This window comes from Mesorhizobium sp. M0848 (assembly GCF_040319805.1).
Lineage (GTDB): Bacteria > Pseudomonadota > Alphaproteobacteria > Rhizobiales > Rhizobiaceae > Mesorhizobium.
Genome location: NZ_JAMYOM010000024.1, coordinates 23679 through 48433, shown reverse-complemented (window position 1 = coordinate 48433; position 24755 = coordinate 23679). Strand labels below are relative to the sequence as shown.

General features: G+C 60.3%; 24 protein-coding genes and 1 tRNA gene. 16 read left to right on the top strand and 9 right to left on the bottom strand.

Features of this window, described 5'->3' with window-relative positions:
* The first annotated feature begins 3 nt into the window (after positions 1–3).
* Positions 4–1545, top strand: coding sequence for a SpoVR family protein (locus tag NKH95_RS24990; protein WP_023811068.1), 1542 nt, complete (start codon positions 4–6; stop codon positions 1543–1545).
* 24 nt (positions 1546–1569) lie between these two features.
* Here the strand turns inward: NKH95_RS24990 and NKH95_RS24985 are convergent, their stop codons facing one another.
* From NKH95_RS24985 to NKH95_RS24975, 3 genes are read right to left on the bottom strand one after another with little or no spacing between them, the layout of a single operon-like run.
* Positions 1570–2466, bottom strand: a complete 897-nt coding sequence (locus NKH95_RS24985; RefSeq protein ID WP_128304682.1) for an HlyC/CorC family transporter — start codon at positions 2464–2466, stop codon at positions 1570–1572.
* Positions 2463–3605, bottom strand: a complete 1143-nt coding sequence (gene aroB, locus NKH95_RS24980) for a 3-dehydroquinate synthase (protein ID WP_352893565.1) — start codon at positions 3603–3605, stop codon at positions 2463–2465. The genes NKH95_RS24985 and aroB overlap by 4 nt, the downstream gene beginning before the upstream one ends.
* Positions 3602–4213 carry a shikimate kinase gene (locus NKH95_RS24975; protein WP_128304684.1) on the bottom strand — a complete coding sequence of 204 codons (612 nt, stop codon included), beginning with the start codon at positions 4211–4213 and terminating at the stop codon, positions 3602–3604. Before NKH95_RS24975 ends, aroB begins: the two co-directional genes overlap by 4 nt.
* Positions 4214–4423: 210 nt before the next feature.
* Here NKH95_RS24975 and NKH95_RS24970 point away from each other — a divergent pair, with 210 nt between their 5' ends.
* From NKH95_RS24970 to NKH95_RS24950, 5 genes are all read left to right on the top strand, one after another.
* Entirely contained in the window at positions 4424–4576 is a 153-nt protein-coding gene (locus tag NKH95_RS24970) for a hypothetical protein (RefSeq protein ID WP_013529356.1), read from the top strand.
* A gap of 16 nt (positions 4577–4592) precedes the next feature.
* The gene (locus NKH95_RS24965; protein WP_352723211.1) at positions 4593–5510 is read left to right on the top strand and encodes a site-specific tyrosine recombinase XerD; all 918 of its coding nucleotides are present in this window, start codon (positions 4593–4595) and stop codon (positions 5508–5510) included.
* A gap of 99 nt (positions 5511–5609) precedes the next feature.
* Entirely contained in the window at positions 5610–6560 is a 951-nt protein-coding gene (locus NKH95_RS24960; protein WP_023811063.1) for an acetyl-CoA carboxylase carboxyltransferase subunit alpha, read from the top strand.
* A gap of 217 nt (positions 6561–6777) precedes the next feature.
* Positions 6778–8076 (top strand): L,D-transpeptidase family protein, encoded by a 1299-nt coding sequence (locus NKH95_RS24955; RefSeq protein ID WP_127295953.1) that lies wholly within the window; start codon positions 6778–6780, stop codon positions 8074–8076.
* 8 nt (positions 8077–8084) lie between these two features.
* On the top strand, positions 8085–8327 hold the full coding sequence (locus NKH95_RS24950) for a sulfurtransferase TusA family protein (RefSeq protein WP_023811061.1): 243 nt from the start codon (positions 8085–8087) through the stop codon (positions 8325–8327).
* Positions 8328–8330: 3 nt separating this feature from the next.
* Here NKH95_RS24950 and NKH95_RS24945 read toward each other — a convergent pair whose 3' ends face one another.
* Together NKH95_RS24945 and NKH95_RS24940 are read right to left on the bottom strand one after the other, a co-directional pair.
* On the bottom strand, positions 8331–9446 hold the full coding sequence (locus tag NKH95_RS24945) for a CobW family GTP-binding protein (RefSeq protein WP_352798714.1): 1116 nt from the start codon (positions 9444–9446) through the stop codon (positions 8331–8333).
* A 3-nt stretch (positions 9447–9449) separates the two neighbouring features.
* The gene (locus tag NKH95_RS24940) at positions 9450–10613 is read right to left on the bottom strand and encodes a D-alanyl-D-alanine carboxypeptidase family protein (protein WP_352893561.1); all 1164 of its coding nucleotides are present in this window, start codon (positions 10611–10613) and stop codon (positions 9450–9452) included.
* Positions 10614–10825: 212 nt separating this feature from the next.
* Between NKH95_RS24940 and NKH95_RS24935 the strand changes: the two genes are divergently transcribed.
* The 3 genes from NKH95_RS24935 to NKH95_RS24925 all read left to right on the top strand — a co-directional run bounded on the left by NKH95_RS24935 (position 10826) and on the right by NKH95_RS24925 (position 13408).
* Positions 10826–11989, top strand: a complete 1164-nt coding sequence (locus tag NKH95_RS24935; RefSeq protein WP_352723216.1) for a M20 aminoacylase family protein — start codon at positions 10826–10828, stop codon at positions 11987–11989.
* 83 nt (positions 11990–12072) lie between these two features.
* Positions 12073–12149 (top strand) — tRNA-Arg (locus tag NKH95_RS24930).
* A 593-nt stretch (positions 12150–12742) separates the two neighbouring features.
* The gene (locus NKH95_RS24925) at positions 12743–13408 is read left to right on the top strand and encodes a GntR family transcriptional regulator (protein WP_352560565.1); all 666 of its coding nucleotides are present in this window, start codon (positions 12743–12745) and stop codon (positions 13406–13408) included.
* Between the two features lie 219 nt (positions 13409–13627).
* Here the strand turns inward: NKH95_RS24925 and NKH95_RS24920 are convergent, their stop codons facing one another.
* The 4 genes from NKH95_RS24920 to NKH95_RS24905 form a co-directional block, all read right to left on the bottom strand.
* Entirely contained in the window at positions 13628–14698 is a 1071-nt protein-coding gene (locus NKH95_RS24920) for an ABC transporter ATP-binding protein (protein WP_352560564.1), read from the bottom strand.
* Positions 14691–16379, bottom strand: coding sequence for an ABC transporter permease (locus tag NKH95_RS24915; RefSeq protein WP_352893559.1), 1689 nt, complete (start codon positions 16377–16379; stop codon positions 14691–14693). Before NKH95_RS24915 ends, NKH95_RS24920 begins: the two co-directional genes overlap by 8 nt.
* 19 nt (positions 16380–16398) lie before the next feature.
* Entirely contained in the window at positions 16399–17493 is a 1095-nt protein-coding gene (locus NKH95_RS24910) for an ABC transporter substrate-binding protein (protein WP_352893556.1), read from the bottom strand.
* Between the two features lie 78 nt (positions 17494–17571).
* A complete protein-coding gene (locus NKH95_RS24905) occupies positions 17572–18648 on the bottom strand; it encodes an isocitrate/isopropylmalate dehydrogenase family protein (RefSeq protein WP_352893555.1) in 1077 nt (358 codons plus the stop codon).
* Positions 18649–18925: 277 nt separating this feature from the next.
* Between NKH95_RS24905 and NKH95_RS24900 the strand changes: the two genes are divergently transcribed.
* From NKH95_RS24900 to NKH95_RS24870, 7 genes are all read left to right on the top strand, one after another.
* Entirely contained in the window at positions 18926–19588 is a 663-nt protein-coding gene (locus NKH95_RS24900) for an arylsulfatase (RefSeq protein ID WP_352893553.1), read from the top strand.
* 109 nt (positions 19589–19697) lie between these two features.
* On the top strand, positions 19698–20960 hold the full coding sequence (gene otnK / locus NKH95_RS24895) for a 3-oxo-tetronate kinase (RefSeq protein WP_352893551.1): 1263 nt from the start codon (positions 19698–19700) through the stop codon (positions 20958–20960).
* Positions 20957–21595: a 3-oxo-tetronate 4-phosphate decarboxylase gene (gene otnC, locus NKH95_RS24890; protein WP_352560553.1), complete on the top strand. Its 639-nt coding sequence runs from the start codon at positions 20957–20959 to the stop codon at positions 21593–21595. The genes otnK and otnC overlap by 4 nt, the downstream gene beginning before the upstream one ends.
* On the top strand, positions 21595–22443 hold the full coding sequence (locus NKH95_RS24885; protein ID WP_352560551.1) for a hydroxypyruvate isomerase family protein: 849 nt from the start codon (positions 21595–21597) through the stop codon (positions 22441–22443). The genes otnC and NKH95_RS24885 overlap by 1 nt, the downstream gene beginning before the upstream one ends.
* A gap of 134 nt (positions 22444–22577) precedes the next feature.
* Entirely contained in the window at positions 22578–23624 is a 1047-nt protein-coding gene (locus NKH95_RS24880) for a helix-turn-helix transcriptional regulator (protein WP_352893548.1), read from the top strand.
* Between the two features lie 76 nt (positions 23625–23700).
* Positions 23701–24303, top strand: a complete 603-nt coding sequence (locus tag NKH95_RS24875; protein WP_352560547.1) for an acyl-homoserine-lactone synthase — start codon at positions 23701–23703, stop codon at positions 24301–24303.
* A 35-nt stretch (positions 24304–24338) separates the two neighbouring features.
* A complete protein-coding gene (locus NKH95_RS24870) occupies positions 24339–24755 on the top strand; it encodes a LysR family transcriptional regulator (protein ID WP_352560545.1) in 417 nt (138 codons plus the stop codon).

Genomic DNA, 24755 nt, shown 5'->3' with positions numbered 1-24755 from the left:
CCGATGGCCAGACAAGCGAGCAAATCCAGTCTGCTTTTCTCAGGGTCAGACTGGGATTTCAAAACATTGTCGCGGGCCTATGACGCGATCGAGGCACTTGCGGTCGAAGAGCTTCATCTGGACACCTATCCCGTTCAGATGGAGATCATCTCGTCGCAACAAATGCTCGACGCCTATTCGTCCATCGGCATGCCATTGATGTACCGTCACTGGTCTTTCGGCAAACATTTCCTCCACCAGGATCTGCTCTATCGCAAAGGCGGGCGAGGGCTTGCCTATGAACTGGTCATCAATTCCAATCCCTGCATCGTCTATCTGATGGAGGAAAACACCATGGCCCTGCAGGCCTTGGTGACGGCCCATGCAGCGCTCGGGCACAATCATTTCTTCAAGAACAATCAGCTGTTCAAACAGTGGACGGATGCGGGTGCGATCCTCGGCTACCTGGACTTCGCCAAGGGCTACATAGTCCGTTGCGAGGAGCGGCACGGCCTCGCCGCCGTCGAGGCTGTTCTCGATTCCGCTCACGCGCTGATGGATCAGGGCGTGTTTCGCTATCACCGGCCGCCGAGGCTGTCGTCCGAACGGCAACGCGAAGGAATTCGCGAGCGTCTCGAATACGAGGAGCGCTCCTACAACGACTTGTGGCGTACGCTGCCGCCTTCCCAGCAAGCGACCAACGAAAAGGGCCAGGACCCGGAGCGGAAGAAATCGCTCAACCTGCCTGAGGAAAACCTGCTCTATTTCCTGGAAAAGAACAGCCCGGTCCTGGAGCCCTGGCAGCGTGAGATCATCAGGATCGTCCGCGTCATCGCGCAATATTTTTACCCGCAACGGCAAACACAGGTGATGAACGAAGGCTGTGCCACTTTCGTGCACTATACGCTGATGAACATGCTGTTCGACCGCGGCCAGATCAGCGAAGGCGCCATGCTCGAAATCCTGCGCAATCATTCCAACGTGGTCTTTCAGCCGGCCTTCGACGATCCGCGCTTTTCAGGCATCAACCCCTATGCTCTCGGCCTCGACATGATGCAGGACATTCAGCGCATCTCGACCAAACCCACGGCCGAGGACCGCGATTGGTTTCCCGACATCGCCGGCCAGGGCAACTGGCGCGAGGTCCTGCTTGACGCATGGGCCGATCATCGCGACGAATCGTTTATCCGCCAGTACCTCAGTCCGGCCATGATCCGGAAATGGCGGTTTTTTGTGCTCGGCGACGCTGCCGACCAACCGCATTGTCAGGTCACCTCGATCCACGACGAGCGCGGCTACCGCAAGATACGCGACGCGCTCGCCAACAGTTACGATCTCGGCGCGAACCGGCCGGACATTCAGGTGGTGGATGTCGATCTGCTCGGCGACCGCCATTTGCGGCTGCAGCACAAGGTCAATGACGGCATCCTTCTCGAGGATGCCAGCCGCGACGCCACGCTTCGTCACATTCGCAGGCTTTGGGGCTATGAAGTCAGCCTGGCCGCCATAGATGCCGAGACCGGCGCGACGATCCACGAACGCTCGACCAGCCAGATCGCCGGATGACGTGCCCCGGCCTCCCTGCGCGTATCAGGTGTCGCCGGCTGGCCTGATCCTCAGCCTTGCGATCCGGTTCTTGTCGCGTTTCATCACGACGAAGCGCTTGCCGTGGAACGTAAAAGCCTGCTTCTCCTCGGGGATCGATTGCGTCTCGTGGATGACGAGGCCGGCAATGGTGGTGGCCTCCTCATCCGGCAGGTTCCAGTCGAGAGCCCGGTTGAGGTCACGGATGGGCACCGTCCCGTCGACGACGACGGAGCCGTCGGCCTCCTGCTTGACGCCCTGTATGTCGACATCATGCTCGTCGGCGATCTCGCCGACGATCTCCTCGATAATGTCCTCCAGCGTCACCAGCCCTTCGACCTCGCCATATTCGTCGACCACGACGGCGAAATGCGCCTTGCGGCGAAGGAAGGCGTTGAGCTGTTCCTGCAAGGTCGTGGTGTCGGGCACGAACCAGGGTTTCGAGGCGATCTTCATCACGTCGATCCGGGAGAAATCGTTGCCGACTTCGTTCAAGGCGCGCAGCAGATCCTTTGCATGCAGCACGCCGACGATGTTGTCGAGCGAGCCTTTCCACAGCGGCATGCGGGTGTGCGGGCTTTGCAAAATCTCGCGCACCACCGCTTCCGGCGCATTGTCCGCATTGACCGAGCGCATGTTGGTGCGGTGGACCATGACGTCGGAGACTTCCAGCTCGGCGAGATCGAACAGCCCGCCGACGCGGTCGCGATCCTCGCGCACCACCTGGCCGTCGCGGCGGAAATCGTCGACCGCACCGCGCAATTCGTCCTGGCTGGAACGCTGCGGCTCGATGCGCGAAAGCTCGTATCCGAACATGGCAAGCAGGCGCGTGCGCACGGCAACGAGCAGCACGATGAGGATGGCGAGGACGGCGACGACGATCCAGCCGGGCTCGTTGGTCATCTCGGCCGCATCTTCTGCTGGTCAGGATGGTTTTCTGTCAGAAACGACAGCACTTCCGATGCCGGAACATCTTTGGCAATGAAAGCCTGGCCGATGCCGCGCGTCAGGATGAAGGTCAGCGCGCCGCGTGACACCTTCTTGTCCTGGGCGATGAAGGCAAGCAGAGCCTCGGCGTCAGGCAATTCGCCCGGGATGTCGGCTATCCGCCAAGGCAGGCCGACGGCGCGCAGATGCGACTCGACGCGCGCGGCATCGTCGGGGCTGGCCAGATTGAGCCGTGACGAGAACCGGTAGGCCAGCGCCATGCCGATTGCGACGCCTTCGCCATGGACGAGGCGGCTTCCGTCATATTGGGTGGCGGCTTCCAGCGCGTGGCCGAATGTGTGGCCGAGATTGAGCAACGCGCGGTCGCCGGTCTCGAATTCGTCGCGCGCAACCACATCGGCCTTGGCGCGGCAGGCTTCGGCAATAGCCTGCGCCCTCTCCGGCCCGCCGGCAAAAACCTGGACCCAATTCTTTTCCAGCCAGGCGAAAATTTCCGGCCGGTCAATGAGCCCGTATTTGGCGAGTTCGGCATAGCCGGCGCGGAATTCGCGGATCGGCAGCGTGTCGAGCACGCCGGTGTCGGCCAGCACCAGTTTCGGCTGATGGAAGACGCCGACAAGGTTCTTGCCGCGTGGGCTGTTGATGCCGGTCTTGCCGCCGACCGAGGAATCGACCTGAGCCAGCAGCGAGGTCGGGATCTGCACGAAATTCATGCCGCGCCGCACGATGCCGGCGGCAAAGCCGGCAAGGTCGCCAATAACGCCGCCGCCGAAGGCGATGACGATGTCGCCGCGCTCCAGTTTCGCAGCCAGCACACCGTCGACCACCTCTTCGAGACGGGCAAAACTCTTGGTCTTCTCGCCGGGCGGCAACGTGATCACGGCGGTCTGGATGCCGCCCGTTTCGAGGCTGGCCTGAAGGGCAGCGAGATGCGCTGCCGCGACATTGGCGTCGGTGACGACCGCGGCGCGCGTGCCCGGCAGCCGGCGCGCAATCTCCGCGCCCGCGCGGGCCAACAACCCCGAGCCGATCAGAATGTCATAGGTCCGATCGCCAAGGCCTACTTCGACGACAATGGGTGCATCGATGCTCACGATTCCACCTCGCCCGCCGCAGCCGCCTCATCGATGCCGAAATGCCGGCACAGCGCGTCCACCACCTCGGTCGCGATGACTTCCTTGCGGTCGTCGCGGGTCGGCACGGTGACGTCCGATGTCGCGTAGACCGGATAGCGCTCGCCCATCAGCCGCTTCAGCACGGCGCGCGGATCGGCACTTTTCAACAATGGCCGGTTCTGCTTCTTGGAGACGCGGTCCATCAGAAGATCGAGCTCGGCCTTCAGCCATACCGACACGCCCTGCGCTGCAATCGCCTCGCGCGTCTGCGCATTCATGAAGGCGCCGCCGCCGGTCGACAGCACCTGCGGGCCGTTTTCCAGCACGCGCAGGATGACGCGCTGCTCCAGCGCCCGGAATTCGGTCTCGCCATAGCGCTCGAACAGCTCCGGAACGGTCATGCGCGAGACGCTTTCGATCTCCTGGTCGCTGTCGATGAAGGGCAGCGCCAGCATCGTCGCCACCTTACGGCCGATCGCCGTCTTGCCGGCGCCCATCAGTCCGACGAAGACGACGGAACGGCTGCCCAGCCGGCCAAGCAACGCGGCGTGGGTCTCGTCTGGAGGATTTGCTGGCAGCGCGTTCATTGGATTGTTCGAAGGCCCTCTTTGCCGGCGTATCGACATGAAAAGCCCGTTTGCGTCAAGCGTGGCAAGTGCCTTGAACCCGATATGGACCGGCAGGGTCTGCATGAGAAGTTGCTAACAGGCCCCAGCTTCTTCCTTGAATTGGCCGGATTGGCGTCCCATAAGGGGACAGGGTTTGGAAACGCAGAACAAGAAGACGGGCGAAAATTGATGCCGACACTGTTTCGCTTTGTCGTGGTAACAGCGATTCTGGCTGGCATTGCCTATGGTACGATGTTCGCCCTGGTGATGTTCGTCGAGCCAAAGAAGGGGGAAATGAGCGTGCGCATCCCTCCGGAAAAGCTGAACCCCAAGAAAAGCTGAACCCGAAGAAAATTGAATGAACAGCGCCGCCCGCATCGAAGCCTTTCTGGAAATGATGAGCGCCGAGCGGGGCGCGGCCGAAAACACGCTTTCCTCCTACCGCCGCGACCTCGAGGACGCTTCTGGCGCGATCGATGGCGGGCTGGCCGGTGCCGCCGCCGCCGATATCCGCGCCTATCTCGACGACATTGCCGCCCGCGGCTTTGCAGCCACCTCGCAGGCGCGCAAACTGTCGGCGATCCGCCAGTTCTTCAAATTCCTCTACGCCGAAGGCCTGCGCGGCGATGACCCGACCGGCACGCTGGACAGTCCGAGAAAGGGCCGCCCGCTGCCCAAGACGATGAGCGAGGCCGACACCGGCCGGCTGATCGACCGTGCGGCGCTTGAGGCCGGCGGTGTCTCGTCGGGCGATGGGGACAGTCTGGCGTCACTGCGCCTGCATGCGCTGGTCGAGGTGCTTTACGCCACCGGCCTGCGCGTTTCGGAGCTGGTCGGCCTGCCGGTGACGGTGGCGCAGCGCGACGACCGTTTCTTCATGGTGCGCGGCAAGGGCGACAAGGAGCGCATGGTGCCGCTCTCCGCCAAGGCGCGCACGGCGATGAAGACCTGGCTTGCCGCCCGCGCCAGGGTGCCCGCCTTTGCCGACAGTCCGTTCCTGTTTCCGGCCGCCTCCGACAGCGGCTATCTCTCGCGCCAGGTCTTCGCGCGTGACCTGAAGGGGCTGGCGGCAAGGGCCGGCATCGCCTCGGCGAAGATCTCGCCGCATGTACTGCGCCATGCTTTCGCCAGCCATCTCCTGCAGAACGGCGCCGATCTCAGGGTCGTGCAGCAATTGCTTGGCCATGCCGACATATCGACGACACAGATTTACACCCATGTGCTGGAAGAGCGGCTGGTGCGGCTGGTCAACGATCATCATCCGCTTGCCGACTAGGCCTCATATCGCTATGTGAGGACGACATTTCACCGCCCGGAGCCTTGGATTCAAGGGTTCCGTCAGCCATTGCCTTCCGACGTATCGGTCCGCTCACGCATGTACAACTACCTCGATTTCGAAAAGCCGGTGCAGGACCTCGAGGGCAAGATCCTCGAGCTGAAGAAGCTTGCCGAGAACGGCGAGGCGGTCGATGTCGGCGACGAGATCAGCCGTCTCGAGAAGCGCTCCCGCGACGCGCTGCGCGACGCCTACAAGGCGCTGACGCCGTGGCAGAAGGTGCAGGTGGCGCGCCATCCCGACAGGCCGCATTGCGTCGACTATATCAAGGGCCTGTTCACCGATTTCACGCCGCTGGCCGGCGACCGCAATTTCGGTGAGGACCAGGCGATCGTCGGCGGTTTCGCCCGTTTCCGCGGCGAACCCATTGCCATCATCGGCCAGGAAAAAGGTTCCGACACAGCCAGCCGCCTGAAGCACAATTTCGGATCGGTTCGCCCGGAGGGCTACCGCAAGGCGGTACGGCTGATGGAACTGGCCGACCGCTTCAAGATCCCGCTGCTGACGCTGGTCGACACGGCTGGCGCCTATCCCGGTGTCAACGCTGAAGAGCGCGGCCAGGCGGAGGCTATCGCCCGTTCAACCTCGACCTGCCTCGGCCTGAAAGTACCGTCGATCTCGGTGGTTATCGGCGAAGGTGGTTCGGGCGGAGCCATTGCCATCGCCACCGCCAACCGCGTCTACATGCTCGAACACGCCATCTATTCGGTGATTTCGCCGGAAGGCGCCGCCTCTATCCTGTGGCGCGACACGACGCGATCGAAGGATGCGGCAACCAACATGAAGATCACCGCGCAGGACCTTCTGGAGCTGAAGATCATCGACGCCATTATCCCCGAGCCGCTCGGCGGCGCGCATCGCGGCGCCGAAACCGTGATCGGCGCGACCGGAGACCTCATCGCCAGGACGATGAAGGACTTTGCCGGCGCCAACACCGATTTCCGCGAGCAGCGCCGCGAAAAATACCTGGCCATGGGCCGCAGTCTCTGACCGCATGCAGCCTTGGCGGCCACAATGTGGCGGAGCGGAGCATTTTTGCCACAAAAATGCCGCTGCATTCGGCTCAATGAGACTGCCGCAGGGGGATGCGTCGGCACTTGCGGTAAGGAATTTGTTAGGGTTAACGGGCTTAGGGTCCGTCGATGCGCAGTGCAGCAGCCGGGGCAGGAAACGTCCTGGCGCCAGAGAAAAGACGATATCCGCAGCCATGTTTATCAAGCTTGCCCGCACCGGAATCCTGATCGCCGCCCTCGGCGTTGCCGGCTGCAACAATTCGTCGATGAAGGATTTCGCGCCGGAGGCCAACAAGCCGCTGCCCGACAAGATCCTCGCCGACATGAGAGCCAAGGGCATGGTCCGCACCTCGTCGGTGATGGCTCGTATCTTCAAGGAAGAAGGCAAGCTCGAGATCTGGAAGGCCAAGACCAACGGCCGCTACGACATGGTCGCCAGCTACGACATCTGCAAATGGTCGGGCAAGCTCGGGCCGAAATACACAGAAGGCGACCGCCAGGCGCCGGAAGGCTTCTACACGGTGCGCCCGGCGCAGATGAATCCGCGCTCGAACTACCATTTGTCCTTCAACATCGGCTATCCCAACGCCTATGACCGCGCCAATGGCCGTACCGGCTCCAATTTGATGGTGCACGGCGCCTGTTCGTCGTCGGGCTGCTATTCGATGACCGATGCGCAGATCGAGCAGATCTATGCCTTCGGCCGCGATGCTTTCCAGGGCGGCCAGACCGAGTTCCAGATCCAGGCGTTTCCGTTCCGCATGACTGCCGCCAACATGGCGCGCTACCGCAACGACCCCAATTACGACTTCTGGAAGATGCTGAAGGTCGGCTACGACAATTTCGAGATCACCAAGGTGCCGCCGAAGGTCGATGTCTGCGAGAAGCGTTATGTCTTCAACCAGGTTGCCGCCGACGGTCAGACATTCGACCCGACCGGCGCTTGCCCGGCGACGACGCAGCCTGATTCGCTGAAGAGCGCCTACAATTCCTACATGAGCACCTACGACGCGGCATTCAGCGGCGCGGTCAAGGCCAGCGTGCCGGCGCCCAAGCCGACCATCGCCGGTATCAAGGAAGCCAGCATCGTCTCCGACTGGTCCAAGCGCCGCGCACGCGGCGAACGCGTGCCGATCGATCCGCCGTCGCTCAACAATGACGGCTCGGTCACCGAGACGGCACGCATGGGCCGCATCGATTCGCCCGCTGGCCGCAAGATGGCGGCCCTCGACGCCGAAAAGGCGGCCAAGCAGAAGGCCGAGGAGCAGAGGCTGGCCGCCATAGAGGCGGCCAAGCAAGCCAAGGAAGCCGCCAAGGCTCAGGCTCTGGCCGAAAAGGAGGCCGAAAAGGCCGCCAAGGAAGCCCCTGTCGCCACCGCGACCATCGCGGCCCCTTCGGAAGCGGCACCGATGGCTGAGACGCAAGCGGCGAGTGCCGACGAGAGCCGCGTGACGAAGCTGAAGAACAAGCTGCTCGGCATGTTCGGCGGTTGATTTCGCCCGTGGATGATCGCGCCGCTATTTATGACCTCAAGGGGCTGAACTGCCCCTTGCCCGTGCTCAAGGCCAAGAAGCGCTTGGCCGGGATGCAACCGGGCAGCCGGCTGTGGCTCGAAACCACGGACCCGCTCGCCGTCATCGACATTCCGGCATTCTGTTCGGAGAGCGGCCACCAGTTGATTGAAACGGCGGCGGTCTCCGGCGGCCATCGCTTTCTGATCGAGCGCGGCGAACAGCAATCGTAGAGTTCAACGCCCGGCAATCGCCAGCGGGTTGTTTTCCAGCGCGGCGCGGTCGGGCGTGTCGATCGACGGCCGGTTGGTGAAGGCGGCGAACAGCCTGCGAATATAATCTTCGGGCATATCGAGCGTGATCAGCACCAGCCGCGTGCCGCGTTGGCCATCCGGCCAGGACGGCAATTGCACCGGCGGATGCAGAATCTTCTGCACGCCATGGATCACCAGCGGTCGCAACGGGTCCTCCTGCAACTCGATAACGCCTTTCATGCGCAGCAGGCGCTCGCCATGGGTCGAGCGCAGCAGGTCGAGGAACATCTCGATCGCCGAAAACGGCACCGGGCCGTCATGCACCAGCGAATAGGAACGCACGCGCTGATCGTGGCGATGACCGTAGTCATGGCCATGTGCATGATCATGCCCATCATGATGGTGGTGGTCGTGATCGCGCGCCGCTTCCTCGCCCAGCCAGCGCCGCACATCGGCGGATTTGGTTGCCGGGTTGTAAAGGCCGCAGTCGAACAGCGCCGCCACGCCTGTCTCCGTGTCGCCGGCATCGAGCAGTTCGGCGCCCGGATTGATCTGCCGCAGGCGCGCCCGAAGCATTTCCAACTCATTGGGATCGGCGACCAGATCGGCTTTGCTGAGCACGATGCGATCGGCGACGGCAGCCTGCTTCACCGCCTCGACATGGGCGTCGAGCGTGGCGTTGCCGTTGACGGCATCGACCAGAGTGATGACGCCGTCGAGCCGGAAGGCCTGGATCAGCGCCGGATGCGCCATGATCGACTGCAGCACCGGCGCCGGGTCGGCAAGGCCGGTGGTTTCGACGATGACGCGGGCCAGACGGGCGATGCGGCCGGTCTGCAGCCGGTCGACCAGATCGGCCAGCGTGTCGACCAGTTCGCCGCGCACCGTGCAGCACAGGCAGCCGTCCGACAGCTGGATGATGCCGTCGGAAGACTGCTCGACCAGCAGATGGTCGATCGCCACCTCGCCGAACTCGTTGATGATCACCGCCGTATCGGCCAGCGCCGGATCCTTGAGCAGCCGGTTGAGCAGCGTCGTCTTGCCGGCGCCGAGGAAACCGGTCAGCACCGAGACGGGGATCGGGAAGCCGCTCGCCATTGGCTAGTTCGCGACCTTGGCCGGCTGGTCGCCCTGTGCGGCGGAGCCGGCAATCTTCGGACCGGTGCCGGCCGGTGCCGGCCTGTCGGGCCGCCAGCTCGGGATCGGCACATCGGCATATTCCTGGCCGCCCTGGTCGAGGATGGCCTTCGGCGCCGGACCGGTGGCGCCGCCAAGGCCGACGGCAATCAGCGTCGGCACATGGTCGAGCTTTTCCTGATAGGGCGATTTCGGCACGTTCTTGGCGGCAACCGGCGGCGCCTCGGACTGCTCCGCAGGCGCCTTCTTCTTGCAGACCTCGTCCTGCATGTCGTTGGGCGAGACAGTGTCGCCATAGGGCGCCAGCGTGGTGACGGTGGCCGAGCCGGCGGCCGGCGCGTCAAAACCTTGATCGAGCAATCTCGCGGCGGTCTCGGCACGTGTGACGGCCGATTTCTCGCCAAGCACCACCGCGACCAGCGTGCGCCCGTTGCGGGTCGCCGAACCGATCATGTTGAAGCCGGAAGGGCAGACAAAGCCGGTCTTCATGCCATCGGCGCCGGGATAGCGGCCGATCAAGAGATTGTAGTTGGGGATCGCCTTCTTGCCGACGGCAAGACCCTCGATCGAGAACCACGGCGCATATTGCGGAAATTCGCGGCGGATCGCCATCACCAGCACGGCGAGGTCGCGCGCCGTCGTGTACTGATCCGGCGAAAAAAGCCCATTCGGATTGACGAAATGCGTGCCGTTCATGCCGAGCCGGGTCGCCTCGGCGTTCATCCGGTCGGCAAAGGCCGCCTGCGAACCGCCGACATTTTCGCCCACCGCCATGGCGATGTCGTTGGCCGATTTGACCAGCATCATCTTCAGTGCGTTGTCGAGCCGCATCACCGAGCCCGGCTTGAAGCCCATCTTGCTTGGCGGCTCGGAAGCGGAGTGCTTGGTCACCTTGATCGGCGAATCAAGCTGAACCTCGCCGGCGGCGATCGCCCGAAAGGTGACATAAGCGGTCATCAGCTTGCTCAGCGACGCCGGATACCAGCGCTTGAACGCGTCCTGATGTTGCAGGATCTTGCCGCTGCCGAGGTCGAACACGACCACCGGATTGGCCAGCGCCGGCCCGGCCAGGACCGACAGCGCGATTGTGCCAGCCGAGAATAGTTTGAGGAAATGCCTGTACCGCATGATCAAATCCGAAATCGCCTCTTGCCGTAGTCGCCCCTGGCTCCGTAAGATTTCGTTACGCGATCGCCAGCATATGGTCCGACCCCTCAAAAACCGGACCCATTGTTGCGGTGCTATTTACTCTATGTGACGCCAAGATGGCAAAGTGCCTGGCGATCACAATTGCAAGGCAGCGGCCAACGCCGCTGTCCCAACAGCGAGATGGAACCATCATGCCAATCCTGAACCGTGCCGCCGAAATGCAGGACGAAGTTGCCGGCTGGCGCCAGCATCTGCACCAGACGCCAGAACTGAACTTCGACGTCTTCAAGACCGCCGCCTTCGTCACCGAGAAGCTGAAGGCTTTCGGCTGTGACGATGTGGTCACCGGGCTCGGCAAGACCGGCGTCGTCGGCGTCATCCGCGGCCGCCAGGGCGAAGGCCCGACCATCGGCCTGCGCGCCGACATGGACGCGCTGCCGCTCAACGAGATATCGGGCAAGCCCTACGCCTCGACCATCCCCGGCAAGATGCATGCCTGCGGCCATGACGGCCACACGGCGATGCTTCTTGGCGCGGCCAAATATCTCGCCGAGACGCGCAACTTCACCGGCTCCGTGGCGGTGATCTTCCAGCCGGCCGAAGAGGGCGGCGGCGGCGGCAACGAGATGGTCAAGGACGGCATGATGGAGCGTTTCGACATCTCCAGGGTGTTCGGCATGCACAACATGCCGGGCCTGCCTGTCGGGCAGTTCGCCATTCGCCCGGGTCCGATCATGGCGGCGACCGCCGAGTTCACCATCACCGTGCGCGGCAAGGGCGGCCACGCGGCGATGCCGCACGGCACGATCGACCCGATCGTCATCACCAGCCAACTGGTCGGCGCCTTGCAGACGATCGCCTCGCGCAGCACCGATCCGGTCGAGGCCGTGGTCGTGTCGGTGACCAAGTTCCACGCCGGTGACGCCTACAACATCATCCCCGAAACCGCTGAAATAGCCGGCACCGTGCGCACCTTGCGCAAGGAGATCGCGAAGAAGTCCGAAGAGCGCATCCGCAGCATCTGCGACGGGCTGGCGACCGCGTTCGGGGCAAAGATCGAGGTCGACTACCAGGCAAATTACCCCGTGACCTTCAACCACGCGGAAGAGACGGTGTTTGCCGGTGATGTCGCGATGAGTGTCGCCGGCGACGCCCATGTCCACCGCGGCATCCAGCCCGTGATGGGCGGCGAGGATTTCTCCTACATGCTCGAAGCCCGCCCCGGCGCCTTCATCTTCATCGGCAATGGCGACACCGCCGGTCTCCACAACCCGGCCTACGACTTCAACGACGAGGTCATCCCGCACGGCATGAGCTACTGGGTGAAACTGGCGGAAACCGCGCTGGCCGCCTGACGACGGCAGCGCAAAGTCGGCCGAATTGCCTTCGGCCGGCCTCTTGGCGAAACGATCCGAAGCGGCTATGTGTCTGGCCGCGTGGTCCCGTAGCTCAGTAGGATAGAGCGGCAGATTCCTAATCTGTAGGTCACAGGTTCGATTCCTGTCGGGATCACCAACGTTTTCAAACACTTAACGGATCGACGCCGTACTTTTTTGCCAATTAGTACGGCAATTAGTACGGCGTTTTTTGCACGAATGTTGGCGGTAATCGGCAGCCTGATTTTGGATTCGCACGATGTCACATCGTTGATGTGGGGACATGCAGCCACCGATACCGACATTCGCTAATCGTGGCGATTTGACAGGTCAGATCAGTATCGCAGGGATGCGATTTGGTAGGCCCGGAGGGACGTCACCTTTTCAACAAAAACAATCAGTCCGTCGAAACCAACGAGCCAGGGCCGTGCGACTACAAGGTATGTTGGTTGCAGAGAGGCGCCAACCACCGATACCCGACATTCGCTGATGGTGGCCATCTGAATGGAAAATTCGTCTCGAATCTAAGCAGCACAATGATCCTGGTGCACGATCATCCACTCGGCATTGTTCAATCAGGCTGGATCACGTCCCACCCATTGAATCATCCGTTTGGCTTCGTCGGGATTGGGCACACCGACTTCCGCTTTCAACGTAAGAAGGAGAGATGGACATTTGCGGCCCTACTAGGTATACAATAACGTATAATTCCCGTCATAATCTGGAGCGCCAGTGGCTTCTGAAAATCAAACGAACTACGACGTCGCATATGCATCACTCAAGCGTGACATCCTCGCAGGTAGCTATCGGCCGGGCGTGTCAATCTCCATCGGTGAGGTCGAGAAACGTCTGGGGATGAGTCGTACGCCGATCAGAGTTGCGTTGCAGCGTCTTTCTGAAGAAAAATTGCTGGAGGTGCTGCCGCGCCAGGGTTTCCGCGTGCCCCTGATTTCGCGGAAGGAACTGTGGGACATCCAAGAGGTTCTTGCCGGCCTCGAATTGCTCGCGATCGACTTGATCCACGAGCGCTGTTCCCAGGAGCTGCTTCAATCCCTCGTGGTCTCGGTCGCCAAGATGCGCAAGGCGAACGAGATGGACGATTTGAAGCTGTGGTCAGAAGCAGACGCGGAATTCCATGGCGCATTGCTGAGACTGAGTGGCAACGAAGTCCTTATCAAATGCGCTAACCAGTTCCTCGAACAGATGTGGCGCGTACGGACCATAACCCGCACGTTTAGGCCAACTCCGGTGCCTTCGACGGAAGCTCACGGGGCCTTGGTCGACGCCCTTCTCAAAGGAGATCTTCAGTTGGCGCGATCCATACATAAACAACAGCGCCGTCGTAGCGCCAAGGAAATTGATGAGATCGTGGAGCGCCTCGAAACCAGCATGATGTAAGGGCCTGAAGGCGCATTGGCCGCCGAATTCGAGTCCTGAGCAAGCATTGCCATGTCCGCATGATCCGGCCTTAGCCACCAGCGCTCGTCCAAAGCCGAGAAGAACGTCGGCCATCCATCTCCCACGAGGGGATTCGGATGGCCGAGAGTCAGGCTTGGGAGGCCTATAGGAATGTACCAGGAGGCGTACGGATCTCACCGACCCGCGGATACCGGACGTTTACAATGCCCGCGAGAATATCCAGACGCTGTCTGATGGAAGCTCGCACCAGACGTTACCGGGCTCGCGGCGAACACTTCCCAGCGCCTTCAGCGAAACGCCGGGACCACTGAGGCGATATTCCCAGTGATCGCCCAGATACATGCTGGCGTCCAGGTTGACGGCAATGCGATTCGGACCGGGTCCATCGTGAATTGCAGTTCGCTCGACACGCACAATTGCCGATGCCGCGTTGCCATCGGCGGCCGACGGTCCTTCCGGCATGACGCCGGTGATCGACCATGACGGTCCGCTTACAACTGGCTTGCCGTCCTTGATGCTCAAGTTGCCGTCAATGCTGTTGTTGTTGCCAAGGAATTCGGCCGTGTAGCGGTTGGTCGGATTGCTGTAGATTTCCAACGGCGACCCACTTTGCACGATAGTCCCATTCTTGAGCAGCAATATGTTGTCAGCCATGGCGAGCGCCTCGTGCTGGTCGTGCGTAACCATCACCGCGCAGAGTTCCAGCTCGAGAATGAGCTTTCTGATCCAGTAACGCGCCTCTTCGCGGAGCTTCGCATCGAGGTTCGACAATGGTTCATCAAGCAAGATGACCTTCGGCTGATAGACCAGTGCCCGACAGATCGCGACACGCTGTTGCTGGCCGCCGGAAAGCTGGAAAGGAAAGCGCTCGCCGAGGTGGCCAAGCCCCAGCTTTTCGAGCATTTCCTGAACACGCTTGCCGATCTCGGTCTTATCTTTCCCGCGGATCGTCAGGCCGAAAGCGACATTCTCGGCAACCGTCCTATGAGGCCAGAGCGCATAGGATTGAAAGACCAGACCGATGTCACGCCTTTCCGGCGGGAGAAGCGTGTTCGTCGTAGAGTCGAACACCGGATTGCCGCCGATCTCAATGCGACCCTTGCTCGGGATTTCGAGGCCGGCAATGGTACGCAGCAAGGTCGTCTTGCCGCTGCCGGAAGCTCCGAGGAGTGCGACGACTTCGCCTCTGTTCGCCGTAAATGAAGTGCCCTGGAGCACGTGCAATGCCCCCAGATGCATGTGAATGTCATCAACAATCAGATCACTCATGAATTTTTCCTCCGAGGCGATTTGCCAGTACAAGACCGCCCGTCGTCATGACGACGCTGATAAGTGCCAGCGCGGCGATCGTGTCGAGTGATCCACTGGCCATTAGCGAAACGATTAGCGAGCCGATCACCTCGGTGCCATTGGTCATGAGGTAGACGCCGGTGGCGTACTCCCTCAGGAAAATGATCATGATCATCGTCCAGGCGCCGAGCAGACCGGGTCGGATAATCGGAATCACGATCCGCGACCAGGTCTGGCCGATGGTGGCGCCCGCTGAACGCGCACTCTCCTCCAGCTCGGGCGCGACCTGAAGAAGTGTGGCCTGTATCAACCGCAGCCCGTAAGACAGCCCGACGATGATGTACGCCACGAGGAGGCTGATGAGAGTCAGCCGCAATGGTTGAAGGAACGGCACGAAGAGGAATATCCAGAAGAAAGCCAGACCGATGATGAGACCGGGCAGCGCCCTGGGCATGAGCACCATGTAGTCCAGCGCCGTATGACCGGCACCACTCCAACGATGACCTGCCAAAGCGATTATCAGATAGGCGCCGACCGCAAGCGCTCCGCCTATGACCGCCAGGAGCACCGTGTTGACTATGCCTCTTTGCAGAGCGTCGATATGAAAGAGCTGCTCGAAGTTGTTCAGCGTGAGGTGGTCGAGAAGGTTTACGCCTGATCCCCAAGAGTCGACGAACGCTCTGACCGCGATCCCGCCGATTGGAAGCACGATGGCAATGAAAAGCCACGTGGCGATGCCAATCCACGCAACGACCTGGCCGGTTTTTCCCAAGCGAATTCGCGTGACGCGAGCGCCCTTGCCGCCAATCGCCGCGAAGCGGCGGGCGCGGCTGAGAAGCTTGCGCTGAATGAAGACCAAGGGGAAAATGATGGCAAGAAGGACGACCGCGACGACCGCCATGAGCTGATAGGACGGAATGCCGAGGATGGTCGTCAGCTTGTAGATGTAGGTGGTGAGAACAAGAACTCCAGCCGGATCGCCAAGCACAAGCGGCAGGCCGAACGCTTCGAACGCCAGCATGACATTGAGACCGACACTGAAGATGAGCGCCGGCATGATGAGTGGCCATGTCACGTACCGTGCAACCGTCCACACGCCAGCGCCCGATGTCCGAGCTGCTTCCTCCAGGTCACCTGGAAGATTGCGCATGGCAGCCGATGAATAGAGGTAAACGTACGGCACGTGCGTCAGACCTGAGATCAGGATCAGGCTATAGAGGCCGTAGATGTTCCAGGGTACGAAGCCGAAGACCCGTTCGAAGGCGAGGCTCACGATGCCGGCGGGTCCGACGGCGACCGTGTAGCCAAAGCCCAGAACGATCGCCGAGAGGAACATAGGCACGAGGACGATGCCCTCGAGCCAACGCCGACCGGCGAGATCGGTGCGTGTGACGAGGAATGCAAGCACCGCCCCCAAGGGCACGCAAACCGTGATGGTTCCGAGCGCAAAGACAGCGGTTGTCGCCAAGGCACGATAAAAATCTGGATCGCTGAAGATATAAACGTAGGCGTCGAGGCCTAGTTCGCTCATCGGCGAAAAGAAGGGCCCGGTCAAGAAGCTCTGATAAACGATCAGAAGCACGGGAGACAATACGAGAATTCCGAGGGCGGCCAAGACGCTTAGTCGGAACCCCGTAGCATCGGCATTTGTTCTAGCCATTTCTACGGGCTCCTTGGCCTTACTGATTGAGCGCTTTCTTCCAGTTGCGAAAGAACTCCCCGCGCTTGGTCGCTTGCAGACCTTCGAGCAGAGCAGCGTCCAGCTTGATTGGCACGAGCTTGCCGCCTGCTTCCTTGTTCACGGAGTCGAAATTATCGGCGGAAACGTCGCTGCGAACCGATGGAAGACCGGCTTCTGCAACGGCCTTTTGGCCTGCCTTCGACAGCATGTAGTCGAGAAAGAGCTTTGCAGCGTTTGGGTGCGGGGCGTTCTTGCTGATAAAGGCCGCGCGCGAGGCAGCGATCGTGTAGTCTTCGGGATACAAGACGGTCAAGGTCGGATTCGATTTGGCCCAGCCCTTGGCGTAAGCGCCGTTGACGTTGAACGCAAAGGGATGTTCGCCAGACAGCACCTTTTCGCGCAGTTGGCCCGAACTGGAGTAAACTTTGCCTTTGGCCTTGCCGAAGGTTTCGATCAACGGCCAAAAGCCGTTGTCGTTGATGACATCGTTTTCCATGACGGTATAGGCCGACGCGGATTTTTCAGGATCGAACGTGGCCACCTTGGCCTGCAGTTCCGTCGACTTACTGTCGAGAAGGTCGGCCAGATCCTTGTGGTTCTTGGGGGGCGCTTCCTTGAATATCTTGTTGTTGTACATGAAGATGATCGGTTCGACGGTCGTCGCATAGGCAGCATCCTTGTACTGAGCCCAGGCTGGAATGTTTGCTGCCTCGGCCGATCTGTAGCGCTCGGCATAGCCTTCTTCCACGAGTTCCAACTGGAGATCGAGCCCGTTGGACCACACGACGTCAGAGCCCACCTGTCCGGCCGCGGCTTCGCTCACCACGCGGTTGTAAACAGCCCCGCTGGCAACGTCGTTCAATGTCACAGCAATGCCCGGAAAAGCCTTTTCGAAGCCCTTGATTAGGCCTTCTGCTTGCTCCGAGTCTGTCGGAGAATAAACGCTGACCTGCCCTTCCTTCATAGCGGCCGCCACGACGTCTGAATACTCAGCCGGGTAGCCTTCAGGCACCTGCTGCGCATTTGCGGGTATGGCCGTCATGACGATCGACTGGAATGTTGCTGCGTAAGCGACTGCCTTCAGTGCGTGCATCTGGTATCCTCCCATGACGCTTCAGTGATTTTTACTTTGTTCATGCCCTGGCAGCGAATCCTCGCCGTCAGAGTGCAGCTAACTGGCTGCTTTGATCGGTTCGCGGAGATTTTCGGCGATTGCTTTCGCAAAGCCCTGTGTTCGGAACTGGCCACCAAGATCACCCGTCCGCTGGCCCGATGTCAGAAGGCTATCGAGCGACTGTTCGATTGCCTTTGCCGCATGCTGGAATTTCTTGCCCCCCTGACGCGCACCCCACCAGTCAAGAAGCATGGCGGCGGAAAGGATGAAGCCGCTTGGATTTGCAATGCCTCTTCCGGCGATGTCGGGAGCCGAACCGTGCCCTGCGTTCGCGGCGGCGCGCGTATCACCAACGTTCAGTGCCGCGGCAAGGCCCAGACCGCCAGATAACGCGACCGCGAGGTTGGACAGGATGTCGCCGAACATGTTGGTGATGAGGATGACGTCGAAACGGCTTGGATTGGTGTAGATGTCGGCCACCATCGCGTCGATATCGACTTCGCGAACCGCGACGCCAGGATAGTTGCACGCAACGGCTTCTGCCTCTTCCACAAAAAGCCCATCGCTGACCTGCAGGACGTGGCGCTTGCCAACAACCGTGACATGCTTCCGGCGACCCTGCGCCAAGGCGAACGCCTTCTCGGCAATGCGTCGTGATGCCTGTCGCGTGATCTTGCGAACCGCCAAGGCGATGTCCGGCGTAGGCATGAACTCGCCGCTGCCTAGGAACATATTGCGGTCAGCGTAAAAGCCCTCGGTGTTCTCTCTGGCGACCATGCAATCGAGACCTGGCAGTGCCCGCTCCAGACCCGGCCTCGAGCGTGCCGGGCGAAGGTTTGCATACAGGTCCAACCTCTTGCGGATCGTGCCCGGAATGTTGATCCCGCCTTCGGAGACGGGCGGGTATTCGGTCATGCCGCCAGGTCCGAGAAGCACGCCGTCGGCGTCTACAGTCGCCTTGAGCGCGGCATCGGGCAGGGTCGTGCCGGATCGGCGGTGAGAAGCCATCCCTACTTCGTGCACGTCAAACTGAAGGCCCAACCCGAAGCGCTTGTCTGCTTCGTTGAGCACGGTTAGCGATGCTTCCGTGATCTCCGGACCAATGTCATCACCTGGCAAAACTGCAATTCTCATTTCGCGTGGCTCCTCCTCGCTTTATACTTGACCGTATACGCTGCAGTATGCGATCACGTCAATCGGAAATATCCCGAATTGTCGCGCTCTGGATAAGAGCCACCTTCAAGCACGGGGATCAAAGGAGGAAAGAAGATTTCAGATTGGCTCTAAGCGCCCGCGGAAGCTTTGCCTGTCCACTGGTAGAGAGCGCATGCCATAAAATGCGCTGTGAAAACAGGCGCCTAAGCTTCCAACCGTGTCCAGCCAGCCGCTACCCAGTATCGAAAGTACGACAATGTCAAAGTTATTCAGAATCGCACTGATCCACGCAACGCCAGTTGCTATAGAGCCAATTCTAGATGCCTTTCGCGCGACTTGGCCCGAAGCAGAACCCATCAATATTTTGGATGAAAGCCTCGCCCTTGATCGTGCAAAAGCGGCTGAAATTTCCAATCAACTCATCGAACGCATTGTGAGCCTGACAGAGTATGGCGTGTCAACCGGCAGTACCGCAGTGCTTTTTACGTGTTCGGCATTCGGCCCCGCCATCGAGTATGCGGCGTCCAAGGTAGAGGTTCCGGTCCTCAAGCCGAATGAGGCAATGTTCGAGGCCGCGATCGCACGAGGTGGCAAGACTGCCATGCTCTACACGTTCGCCCCCGCGAAAGAGAGCATGGAGCAAGAATTTCGGGAAGAAGCCAGGAAGCTGGGGGCAGCTGCCGAAATTATCAGCTTCTTCGTTCCCGGCGCAATCGATGCTGTCAGGGTCGGAGACGTGGCAACGCACAATCGGCTTATCGCAGAAGCAGCCACGTGCCTTTCCGGATTTGAAGCTGTGACACTCGCCCAGTTCTCGATGGCGCGCGCGCTTTCCGACGTGCAGGCCGCGACGACAATTCCAGTCTTAAGCAGTCCAGAACAAGCCGTAGCAAAGTTGCGCGGGCTAATTGGATCCTAGTTATCCCAAGCCGTCGGTCGAAGCCGCGAAGCCGGCGCTGGACCATGCATTCGGGAACATCCTCGGCCGTGCCAGGGCCTCGGGTTCGAGGACAAAGAAGGACGATGCAATGCTTCTTGGTGTAATCGCCGACGATTTTACCGGCGCAAGCGACATCGCAAATACGATTGCCAAGGGGCTGCCGCTCCGCGGTGGCCTTAAGACTGCACAGTTTCTTGGCGTACCAGTCTCTGGCGCGTCGTCGGACGTCGAAGCGGGCGTTGTTGCGTTGAAAAGCCGTACGATTCCCGTCGAGGATGCGGTTGCTCAGTCTTTGGAAGCTTTGAAATGGCTGCTCGCACAAGGGTGCCAGCAGATCGTGTTCAAATACTGCTCGACCTTCGATTCAACTCGTGAAGGGAATATAGGCCCGGTCGCGGAGGCGCTTGCGGTAGCGCTCGGCGTGAGAGTTGCAGTCGCGTGTCCGGCTTTTCCAGGGGCAGGCCGTACCGTCTACATGGGCCATCTTTTCGTACATGATCGGCTTCTCAACGAATCCGGCATGCAGAACCACCCTCTAACACCGATGACCGATCCGGATATCCGCAGATGGCTAGGATATCAGACACGGCGCTCGGTCGGCCTCGTCTCACACGATACAGTTCTAAAGGGCGTCAAGGCAGTCGCCGCCGCTCTGGCTTCGAAGGAAGACACTCTTGTTATTGTCGACGCAACATCTGACGAGGAACTCGTAACAATTGGGGCGGCCGTTGCCGGCCACAAGTTCGTGACCGGTGGTTCCGGAATTGCCATAGGACTTGCCGAAAACTTCATTCGACGCGGCTTGGCCACTGGAAGCGCGGGCCGCACGGTTGGAGCCAAAGGGCCGGAGGCAATTTTGGCAGGCAGCTGCTCGGGCGCAACCCGCGGGCAGATTGACATGCACAAGGCCAATCACCCCACTCTGGCAATCGATGTCGACCTAGTGATGCGGGGTGAAACCACATCGGATCAGATCGTCGAGTTCATGAAAGTCAATCATGGCCGTGCACCTCTCGCTTACTCATCGGGCACGCCTGAAGAGGTGCATGCCATGCAGGCAAGGTACGGTCGCGAAGAAGTTGCCGCGAAGCTGGACGCATTCTTTGCTGACACCGCGCGCAAGCTCGTCGCGACAGGGGTGAAGCGGTTGGTCGTCGCGGGCGGCGAGACGTCGGGCGCAGTTGTATCGGCACTCGATCTCGGTGCGCTCACCATTGGGCAGGAAATCGACCCCGGAGTGCCTGTCCTTTTGTCGCAAGGCGAACAACCAATTGCCCTCGCCTTGAAGTCCGGCAACTTCGGCTCTCCGGACTTCTTCCTCAAAGCATTGGAAAGGTTGAACGCAAAGTGAGCACAGAAAGCAAGATCCGCGAAGATATCGCACGGTATTCGCGTTCACTCTTCGAACGTGGCTTCTCAGTCGGTTCCGCAGGCAACATCAGCGCTGCCATCGACGATGTGATACTCATGACTCCGACGAACTCGTGCCTCGGTTTCCTTGATCCGGCGAAGATCAGCAAGGTGAGCCGGGACGGAAGGCATCTGTCGGGCGACAAGCCTTCAAAAGAAATCTTTCTCCATAACGCCTTTTACGAAACGCGCCCGCAAACAGGTGCGGTTGTTCACCTTCATTCAACATACGCGACCGCATTGTCTTGCCTCAACGACACCAATCCGGGGGACTGCATTCCCCCACTGACGCCCTACGTCGTCATGCGTGTCGGTCAGGTCAAGCTAGTCCCATACGTCAGGCCCGGCGACGAAAAAGCGGGAGATCTCATTCGCTCGCTGGAAGGAAAATATGCGGCCGTCCTTCTGGCCAATCACGGTCCCGTCGTGACTGGCAAGGACATAGCGTCGGCCGTGTACGCTGCCGAGGAATTGGAAGAAACAGCAAAGCTCCTTGTGTTGCTCCGCGGCATGCCTGCCCGCATGCTGACTGAGGAGAATGTATCCGAGTTGAAGATAGTGTTCGGGGGATATTGATGAGTACGGCCATCGTAGCGGGCGAGGCAGTTCTGGACAGGACGCCTCTACTCTCCGCGCACATCGGCTATCTCTTCAATGAGCTTCCGCTCGCAGAGCGCATGAAGACGGCAGCCGAAACCGGATTTACCGCCGTGGAGCACCCCCAACCGTTCGCCATCGATGCAACTGAGATGCGAAAGATCGTTGATGAACTCGGGCTGGCGTTTGCGCAATTGGCCGGAGGGGCCGGCGATGCCCGCAAGGGTGAAAAGGGCCTGGCCTCACTCCCCGGACGCGAAGCGGACTTCCGAGCCAGCTTCGACAAGGCTGTAGATTATGCCTCGATCGTCGGCGCACCTTACGTGCATCCGATGGCGGGCGTGCCCGGCGATGCGGACCCAGCCCGTGCACATGACGTCTACTTGGAAAACATCCGATACGCCGTGGAGAGGACTGCGAACACAGGCATCAAGGTCTTGATCGAGGCGATCAGTAGCGCTGCTGTACCGGGCTACGCAATCTCCACCCTCGACAAGGCTGCAAGCGTACAGGACAGCTTTGGACCCGGAAACATTGCTCTCCTTGTCGACACGTTCCATGCCGCTGTCACCAATGTCGATCTTCCGATCTGGATCGCGACAAATGGAAATCGCATCGGTCACATGCACATTGCCGATTTTCCTGGTCGCCATGAGCCAGGAACCGGCAATATCGACTTCGACGCAATATTGCAGGCGTTGACAGACGTTGGTTTCGCGGGCGCCATCGGCTTCGAATACATCCCTTCACAATCGACAATCCAGAGCGCGCGATTCCTGAAATCCTGGCTGACTCGCGCTTCCCAGCGACAGGAGGTTCGCAAATAAACACGGAAGAAACGACGCCGCTCGTGACCCAACAGCCGGATCGACCAGCTTGATCAATGAGCGGAAAGATCGTCGTCGATTGGAACGCATGAGAACTCTGTCCGATGATGAGATCTGCGCGATCGGACGAGGCGATGGCCGCTGTGGTCGCATCGCACCGCCGGGTGCTGATGAGGGGGCGGATGGAAGGTCTTTTGGGTCGCGGAGAGTTTCCGACGTCCTACCGGCGCAGGCTGGCAGGCAAGACGGCGAGCGCAGAGGCGGATGATCGCCTTTGCTCGCACGATTGGAGCGTAGTTATCAGGAGCTTCTCTTGTGACAAAAACCGCCGCTCGGCGAACCTCGCACCGGAGTCTCAGCGCTCGCTAGAGCGATATCCAGAAGGCAAAGAAGTATCGTCATATTATAATGTGATACAGGCCATGAAAGTACCTATACCAGCCACGACTTGGCGCCGGCGTCTTGATGACATGTTCGGCTTTCTGAACGAGATCCGGAAAAGTTCCACCCAACAAGAGATATGTCGGCATCTTCTTTGCTACGCCGAACGATTTGGCGCGACGAACTTGCTGGCAGGGCCAATCCCTCCGCCTCGCGCTTTAAGGCGTGAGCAGCTTTCACATGTGCTGCTCGACGCATGGCCGGAGGAATGGTCCACGCGCTATTTTTCGAAGGGCTATCTCTATCGCGACCCAACTATTCAACTTGTAAGTCGCGGCAACATGCCATTCCTCTGGAGCGAGTTAGACACACTATGCAACGTCGCTCCCTCCGGGCGCCGGATCATGGACGAGGCGGCTGAGTTCAACCTACGCGAGGGTTTGACGTTACCGTTCGCGACAACGGAAGGCCACGCAATCGGGTTTTCCGTTGCAGGCAAAAAGCTCGAACCAGATTCTCACGACCGTCTCGCATTTCAGTTCGTTGCCGCCTACGCTTTTGGCTGCGTGGCTGTTCTCGCAGACGGAAAGCGGAACACGAGGCCAGCCCGTCTGTCTCCACGGCAGCACGACGTTCTGCGATGGGCTTCCGAAGGCCTTACCGTGGACGAAATCGCCGATCACCTCCACATCAGCCGCAATACTGCGGATACTCACTTGCGGTTGGTGCGCGAGAGGCTCGGCGTAACAAGCACCATACATGCTGTCGCGGAAGCTTTCCGCCTGGGTCTGATTGCCTAATCTCACGCAAATACGTGATGCCGCCTTCTTCTGGAAAGGACCATTGGTTGACCCCACGAACTGGAGGACAACCAAGATGCTTCTTGTCGTTACGGCGCAGAATGCAGAAGAATATCCGGCAGAGTTGGATCAGGCGTTCCGTCTTCGCCACAGGGTGTTTGTCGAAGAGAAGGGCTGGACAGATCTGCGACGCGAAGACGGTCGTGAGATCGACCGCTTCGACGATGAGCACGCAGTCCACATGCTTTTTACCGCCGAGAACCGCGTTGTCGGCTATCAACGGATGCTGCCTTCGACGCGCCCCCACCTCTTGTCGGAGGTCCTGTCGAACCTTTGCGAAGGCAGACAGCCGGTCGGCGAGAACATTTGGGAATGGACGCGCTACTGCGTCGAGGCGCAATATCGCGAGAGGGGACGAATGCTCAGTCCAGTGGCGAATGCGCTTTTGTCCGGTATCGTCGAGTGGGGCTTAGGTAACAGCATCGATACGATCATCATCGAAATGAACCCGCTATGGCTGCTGCGCCTGGTCCAGTTGCATTTCAGGGTGACCCCGCTGGGGCTGCCGAAGGTCATAGGCGGTGAAGAGACAGTGGCTGTCACAGCGCGTTTCGATGAACGCACGCTGCAAAGGCTTCACGAGACGCGCAGCCCGAAGCTCAACAAATCAATCTTGTGACAAGCGCTACCTCCTCTCCGCACAAAGGACGCTCAATGTGGCGCTCCATTCAACTGGTCACGCTCTACTGTACGATCGTTGTCGCCGAGGAAGGCAGCTTTCTCGGTGCCTCCCGGCGGTTGCGAATTCATCATTCCGCGCTCAGCAGGCGCACCAGGCATCTCGAGTTGACATTGGGCTTGGCCTTGTTCGAACGCCATCCGGGCGGGGTCACCACGACGGCTGCCGGCGAACGCTTCCTGGCCAACCTCCGCCGCATTCTGGACGATCTGGATCAAGCGCTTGAGCAGGTTGAAGCAACAGGGTCGGGGCAGAGTGTCCAGCCATCGGCCGGGGTGGGTGCGTCCCTCTGCCATTGCGCGTTTCTCAACGCTGTCGTTGGATCGATGAGCAGCGATCCCAACGTGGCTCCCTTCATCGCGTTGCTCCGGACGCGGTCTCCTGCGTCCTGA